The sequence below is a fragment of the Clostridium puniceum genome, from assembly GCF_002006345.1.
Taxonomy (GTDB): Bacteria; Bacillota; Clostridia; order Clostridiales; family Clostridiaceae; genus Clostridium; species Clostridium puniceum.
The window spans coordinates 1-6,819 of sequence record NZ_LZZM01000042.1 but is presented as its reverse complement, the minus strand read 5'-3'; the positions used below and the strand labels follow the sequence as shown (position 1 = coordinate 6,819).

Below are 6,819 nucleotides of genomic sequence, written 5' to 3'. Positions count from 1 at the left end.
GAGTATATGCTTGCTAATCCAAATTAAAAACTTAGTTAATATATAACATTATAAGTAGAAATATAAAAGTATCAAGGCACTTGCAGAAATGTAAGTGTCTTTTGTTGTGCAAAAATAAAATGAAACTGGGAAGGTGACATATGAATGAAGTAAATATAATTATAGGGATGGCTTCAACTTTAATTGGAATTTTAGTTGGAGCTATTGGACTTAAAAGAACATTTAAAAATGATATTAAAGAGGAAAGTAATTTACAAACAAAATTTGAAATGCAACTTAATTATATATCTAGAGGTGTTGATGATATCAAATTAGATATGAAAATGCAAGACAATAAAATCAATGGGGTTATAGAAAGAGTTGCAAAAGTTGAAGAATCTGTAAAGTCAGCACATAAAAGATTAGATGATTTAGAAGGAGATAGGATAATATGAAAGAATTATTAATTAATCAAATTGCACCAATATTAGCAACGACAATAATAGGTATACTAGTGGTAATTATTAAAAGTGTTGGAGGTGCAGCAACCGAATTATTTGTTGCAAAGAAAAAGGAAGCAGAATTAAAAATAAAAGCTTCAGCACATGAAGAAGAATTAAATACGGCTAAAGAAGTATGGAGTATCATAGAAGAAAAGTTCAGGATTACAGAGAATGCAAGTCAAGTTTTAGGAAATAAAGCAGATGAATTTGATAAATTATTACTTCGGAAGATACCAGGATTAACTAAACAGAATTTAAGCGATTTAAGACAAGCTATAGCTGGTGAATTTAATAAAGATAAAGCAGTTGTGCTGCAAGATGATGCAACAAAGCAGATTGCAGAGCTGCAAAAAACTAATGAATCTTTACAGGTAGAAAATCAAAATTTAAAATCTACAATAACTCAAATTAGCAGTGCAATACAATCAGTATCAACAGAAAATCAACAAGCAACAGTTTAACTTCTAATAGTAGCCTTTAAGGTTACTATTTCATATTATGTAATGAGGAGTGATGATATATGTCACAGTGGAAATGGTGTGCAACTGATGAGAATTGAAAAGTTATCAAAGGGTGGTACAAAGATAATGATAAATGGTATCATTTAAACGAAGAAACAGGAATTTTAGATACTGGTTGGTTTCAAGATAAAGATTCAAGATGGTATTACTTAGATGAACAAAATGGATATATGAAAACCGGATGGATTCAATTAAAGAATATATGGTATTACTTAGAGCGTGAAAGTAATGGCTATCAAGGTGCTTGTTATATTGATTGCACTGTTATCATCGATGGCAAAGAGTATACTTTTAATTCAAATGGTCATATGATAGAAAATAGTTTAGTATCATATGCGCTTATTAATTTTATAAAGTCATGGGAAGGCTTCTCAGCAACTCCATATTATGACGAAGTTGAAGTATTAACATTAAGGCTATGGAATGACAGGAGAAGAAATACAAGGCATCTCAGAGGTCACAGAAGAACAAGCAACATCTATGCTTAAAGATTGGATTAATAATAAGCATGCTCCAGTAATTAAATTAGATTTAGACTGTAGAGGAATAACTTTAAATCAAAATGAATTTGATGCTTTAGTAAGTTTTGCATATAATTGTGGCACTGGTGGATTATTAAATTCAACATTGTATAGGCGTATATGTGAAGGTGTTAGAGATTCTAGTTTAATTACTAATTTTCAAGCTTGGTCAAATGGTGGAGTAAGAAGAATAGAAGGTCTTTACAGAAGGAGAACTAAAGAAGCAGCAATGTTTTTAAATTCTGACTACACTGGAAATGTATAATGTGATATAATTCATTTGGCTAAATTGCACAATAGCTAAATAATTTAGAGGATATGGGAGTTAATTAACTGCTGTATCCTTAATTTTTTTGTCTAAAAATAATTATATTAACAATACTAATTTAATATACAATAACATATCAATTGAGATCTAAACAAAATCAAAAGGACTATATGCTACGTGAGGGGCAACAGTAAGGGAGGATGGATTGAAACTCAATGCTTACCTATGAATAAATGTAATGAATTAAAAAGTGTACTAGGTTCATGGCTTTATGAAATCAAAAAATAGCATAGAGTTTATAGTGTTGGCGGAATATAGTTAATAATTATAATTTTTGCAAACCTTGATTATTCTATTAGCATATAATATAATGAATGCTATAGAAATAAATGAATATAACTAGGTACGGTTGGGCAAATTTTATAATTTGCTTTCAAGCAATTTTAGTTTCTGGGGTGGGAAACTCTATTAGAGTATTCCCATCTCTTTTTGTGGAAATTTTTAATAAAAAGTTTAAATATAATTTTTTGTTTAAACTAAGATTTTAGGGTATACCTAAGAATATATGAGGAGAGATAAACTATGAAAAATAAGATTAAAAACAAAATTTTCAATCCATTTTTACACTTTTTTAAAAATGAATCTTCCAGTGGATTAATACTTTTAAGCTTTGCCATTATTGCAATAATAATAGCAAATTCTAGTTTTGCTACAACATACAATAATATACTACATACCTATATAACTATTGGATATAAAGAATTTTCTCTATCAATGTCAGTTCTTCATTGGATTAATGATGGATTAATGGCGATATTTTTCTTAGTAGTTGGTATGGAAATAAAGCAAGAAGTAGTATTCGGAGAGCTTCAATCTTTTAAGAAAACTATACTACCTATATCAGCAGCTATAGGAGGTATGATTGTACCAGCAATTATTTATGCATTATTTAATTATAATAAACCTACTATTTCAGGATGGGGAATTCCAATGGCGACAGATATTGCATTTGCTATAGGGATACTTTCTTTGGTAGGTAGGAAAGCACCTAAAGGGATTATTATATTTCTTACAGCATTAGCTATAGTTGATGATTTGGGAGCCATTATCGTAATTGCTATATTTTATACTAGCCAAATTTCTTGGATTGCTCTTATTATTGGTTTAATTGTTTTTACTTGCCTTATATTAGCTAATAGATTTAAGGTCAAATATACATCTGTCTTCATTATTGGAGGTATATTTCTATGGGTTTGCTTGTTAAAATCAGGTATACATGCAACAATTGCTGGAGTATTACTTGGAATTTCATTGCCTGTAGGAAAAAATATTCATGAATTCAAATCATCAATTTTATACAGACTTGAACATGCTTTAACTCCATTGTCTTCATTTGTAATTATGCCGATATTTGCGCTAGCAAATTCAGGTATAACTATTGATATCAATAGTATAGGAGCAATAATATTGACACCTGTTAGTTTTGGAATTATATTTGGGCTAGTTATTGGTAAACAAATAGGTATATTTGGAGTTTCATACATTTTAGTAAAATTAAAAGTGGCTAAACTTCCATCTCAAGTAACAAAAAGACATCTATATGGTGCAAGTGTGCTTGCGGGTATTGGATTTACTATGTCACTTTTTGTTTCATCTTTGTCATTTGCAGATGAAACTGTGTTAACTACAGCAAAAATAAGTATTATGATTGCTTCAATAGTATCTGCAATATTAGGTACGATAATTTTTAAACTTATAAAACTTAAAAGTGAAAAATAAATATATTAGGTGTAAATATAAATTATAGGTATAAAGGTGTATAAATGGAGAAAATTTTTGATTCAAATTATATAAAGGAACTAATGAAGGAAATATCTAAAAGTAGTTCGATTTCATATGACGATTTCCCAAAGTATGATTTATTTCTATCTCAAGTTATAGAATATTTAAATGATAAATTTGTTGGTGAAAAGTTTACCAATAACATAGTTCAAAATTATATAAAGAGTGAAGTTATAACTAAACCAGGAGATGGAAAAAAAAGAGGATATACAAAAATCCATTTAATACAGTTAGTATTGCTTAGTTATATGAGACCACTTTTAACAACAGAAGAAATCAAGAAAGTTTTTAAACTTGCATTTAATGAAATTAACGATAACAATGATGATATATTATCTTGGGAAGAAACATATAAGATTTTTATACAAATACAAGAAGAAAGTTTAAATGAATATTTAATCTCATCATTAATTCATGAAAATAGATTTGATGAATTAATAAAGAAATTCAATTTGAAAGGTAAGGATGAGGAGAGAATAGGCATTTTATTATTAGTTTTATATTTAATATCAAAAGCAAGTTCTATTAAAAAACTAGTTCAAAAAATAGTAAAAGAATATCAGGCAGATTAATTATATGTATATAGCAAGAAATAGAGTAATATAAATAAGACGTAAAAATAGAACGTACATTCGTTTGATTTGTTTAGAATTAATGATTACTATAGTAGTAATGGAGGGATAAAGATGGAAGTCAAAAACAAACAAAACACTTATAATACATTATTTCACTGGAATAGCTTTAAATTGAAGCTTGTGTTTGAAGGAATGAGTGTAGGTATCATTACGGGGCTATTAATAGTGGTATATCGATATATACTTGAAAAGGCAGGAGTTTTATTAACTGATATTTATAAAAGTATATATATGAAGCCTATATTTATAATACCTTGGATTGGAGGGGTAATAATTATAGGATATATTGTAGGACTAATGGTTAAACATGAACCCATGATTAGCGGAAGCGGAATTCCTCAAGTTGAAGGAGTTCTATTTAGAAAACTTGATATGACGTGGTGGAAAGTTATACTTGGTAAATTTATTGGCGGAGTTCTCTCAATAGGATCTGGTCTTTCGTTAGGAAGAGAAGGTCCATCAGTTCAATTAGGTGCAGCAGTTGGACAAGGATTTAGTAGGGTATTCAAGAGAGTGAAAATTGAAGAAAAATATCTTATTACAAGTGGTGCAAGTGCAGGACTATCAGCAGCCTTTAATGCGCCTTTGGCTGGAGTAATGTTTGCATTGGAGGAAGTTCATAAAAGTTTTTCACCATTAATATTACTTTCAGCATTAACGTCAGCGTTATCGGCTGATTTTATAGCTAGCGGTTTCTTTGGTTTAAAACCAGTTTTTATTCTTGGAAATCTAACTGAATTACCACTTAAATTATATTTGTATATAATCTTATTAGGTGCATTCCTAGGAGCCTTAGGAGTAGTATTTAATAAAATTCTTTTAAAGACCCAGAATCTATATGTAGCTCAAACATGGCTACCAAAAGAAATGAGAATAATAATTCCTTTGTTAATTTCAGTTATGCTTGGAATTTTATTACCGCAAGTTTTAGGTGGAGGACATGAACTTATAACATCACTAATTACAAATAATTTCTCATTAACAGTTTTAGTAATTCTAGTTTTGGGAAAATTTTTATTTACTATGGTAAGTTTTGGTTCAGGAGCACCAGGCGGAATATTTCTTCCAATACTTGCTATTGGAGCTTTAATAGGAACTGTTTATGGAATAATACTTACACATTTAGTACATTTGGATATCATGTATATTAATAACTTTATAATACTTGCAATGGCAGGATATTTAACAGCTGTAGTTAGAGCACCTATAACTGGAACAATTTTAATTACTGAAATGACAGGTTCATTTAGTCATTTGCTTTCATTGGCTATTGTATCTGTAGTTGCGTATATAATTGCGGATATTCTAGGATCAAAACCTATTTATGAAGCATTACTTGAAAAGATTTTACATAATCAAGTGGAAAAAATATCTATTGGTAATAAGAAAAATAAGGCTATATTAGAGTTCCCAGTTTGTATGGGGTCAGATTTAGATGGAAAGGAAATTAAACATGTTAAATGGCCGTCCCATTGCTTATTAGTAGCAGTTAAGCGGGGGGAAGATGAAATAATTCCCAAAGGCGACACCGTTATTTTCCCTGGTGACTATTTGATTATACTCACTAATGAGGATAGAGTACCTAAAATAAATGATAATTTAATAGTAATGACAGGAAGTTGTGAGATATTAAAATAAACATTAAATTTTAATATAGTAACCATCTTTGTTAAATAGTATATACATAAAATTAATTTTATTGTACATAATAAAATTTAGAGGTGGTTATATTAATGAAAAAATTTATTATTATTTTTATTGTATTATGCTTATCATTTAATATGAATATCATACCTTCTATGGCGGCATCCGAAGTCATTAAAGAAGGTCTTTATAAAGTGGCTGATTTAAATTTTAAATTTGATGCTGTTCATACTGTTCAAAATAATTCTTTTAGCGAGCATTCTCTCTTGATTATTCTTGACTCTAATCAAATTATTCAACAAGTTATAAGATTAAAACCTCAATCTGAACAATACACTTTAGTGCCAATCAAAGAGAATTACACAATTATAGTAGTTGGCAATGGTAAAGTTTCAATTTTTTAAAAGATATTTAATTTGAATTTTAAATCATAAAATATAAAAAGTGGGACACAAAGGGGATGGAGTGCTCTTAGTAGAATAGACATATAGAAAGTACGTTTTTCTTTGATTTCCTTAGAATATTATAAATCACTATTTGTTATTCATAATATTTAAAATAATTCAAATATTAGTAAACTTGTAGTTGTAATTGCCCTACCCAAGAATGATTCAATTATTACGATGCGACCTTTAGGCCAAGGTAGTAATCCTTTTTAAATTCTCTTGGAGAGTTATAGTCTAGAGTTGAATGTAACCTTCTTGAATTATAGAATAACTCTATATATTCAACAACAGTTGTTCTAGCCTCAGCTTTAGTTTTAAATTTTATTCCATACAATTTGTCCTTTTTTAAAGATGCAAAAAATGTCTCAGCGCAGGCATTATCAAAACAATAACCTTTAGCACTCATGCTTTGAAAGAAACTATTTTTTCTTAACAAATCTTGATAATCGTAGGAAGCATA

At 28.9% G+C, this 6,819-nt stretch carries 7 protein-coding genes, 1 pseudogene and 1 other annotated feature; of the genes and pseudogenes, 7 read left to right on the top strand and 1 reads right to left on the bottom strand.

Features of this window, described 5'->3' with window-relative positions; all coding sequences use genetic code 11:
- Positions 1 to 140 precede the first annotated feature (140 nt).
- From CLPUN_RS03520 to CLPUN_RS03485, 7 genes and pseudogenes are all read left to right on the top strand, one after another.
- On the top strand, positions 141 to 434 hold the full coding sequence (locus CLPUN_RS03520; RefSeq protein WP_077845996.1) for a hypothetical protein: 294 nt from the start codon (positions 141 to 143) through the stop codon (positions 432 to 434).
- Positions 431 to 943 (top strand): cobalt ABC transporter permease, encoded by a 513-nt coding sequence (locus tag CLPUN_RS03515; protein WP_198944283.1) that lies wholly within the window; start codon positions 431 to 433, stop codon positions 941 to 943. The genes CLPUN_RS03520 and CLPUN_RS03515 overlap by 4 nt, the downstream gene beginning before the upstream one ends.
- 104 nt (positions 944 to 1,047) lie before the next feature.
- Positions 1,048 to 1,789 (top strand): annotated as a pseudogene (locus CLPUN_RS03510) (lysozyme).
- A gap of 410 nt (positions 1,790 to 2,199) precedes the next feature.
- Positions 2,200 to 2,257: a sequence feature (sodium ion sensor (DUF1646 type); this cis-regulatory element may regulate processes involved in with the transportation of sodium ions), on the top strand.
- A 117-nt stretch (positions 2,258 to 2,374) separates the two neighbouring features.
- On the top strand, positions 2,375 to 3,571 hold the full coding sequence (nhaA, locus tag CLPUN_RS03500; RefSeq protein ID WP_077845995.1) for a Na+/H+ antiporter NhaA: 1,197 nt from the start codon (positions 2,375 to 2,377) through the stop codon (positions 3,569 to 3,571).
- Positions 3,572 to 3,615: 44 nt separating this feature from the next.
- Positions 3,616 to 4,206, top strand: coding sequence for a DUF1836 domain-containing protein (locus tag CLPUN_RS03495; RefSeq protein ID WP_077845994.1), 591 nt, complete (start codon positions 3,616 to 3,618; stop codon positions 4,204 to 4,206).
- A 114-nt stretch (positions 4,207 to 4,320) separates the two neighbouring features.
- Positions 4,321 to 5,907, top strand: a complete 1,587-nt coding sequence (locus CLPUN_RS03490) for a ClC family H(+)/Cl(-) exchange transporter (protein ID WP_077845993.1) — start codon at positions 4,321 to 4,323, stop codon at positions 5,905 to 5,907.
- A 95-nt stretch (positions 5,908 to 6,002) separates the two neighbouring features.
- A complete protein-coding gene (locus CLPUN_RS03485) occupies positions 6,003 to 6,317 on the top strand; it encodes a hypothetical protein (protein WP_077845992.1) in 315 nt (104 codons plus the stop codon).
- A gap of 214 nt (positions 6,318 to 6,531) precedes the next feature.
- On the opposite strand, the gene CLPUN_RS03480 is transcribed toward CLPUN_RS03485, so the two are convergent.
- On the bottom strand, positions 6,532 to 6,819 hold a 288-nt coding region (locus CLPUN_RS03480; RefSeq protein WP_143328969.1), incomplete at its 5' end, for an IS3 family transposase.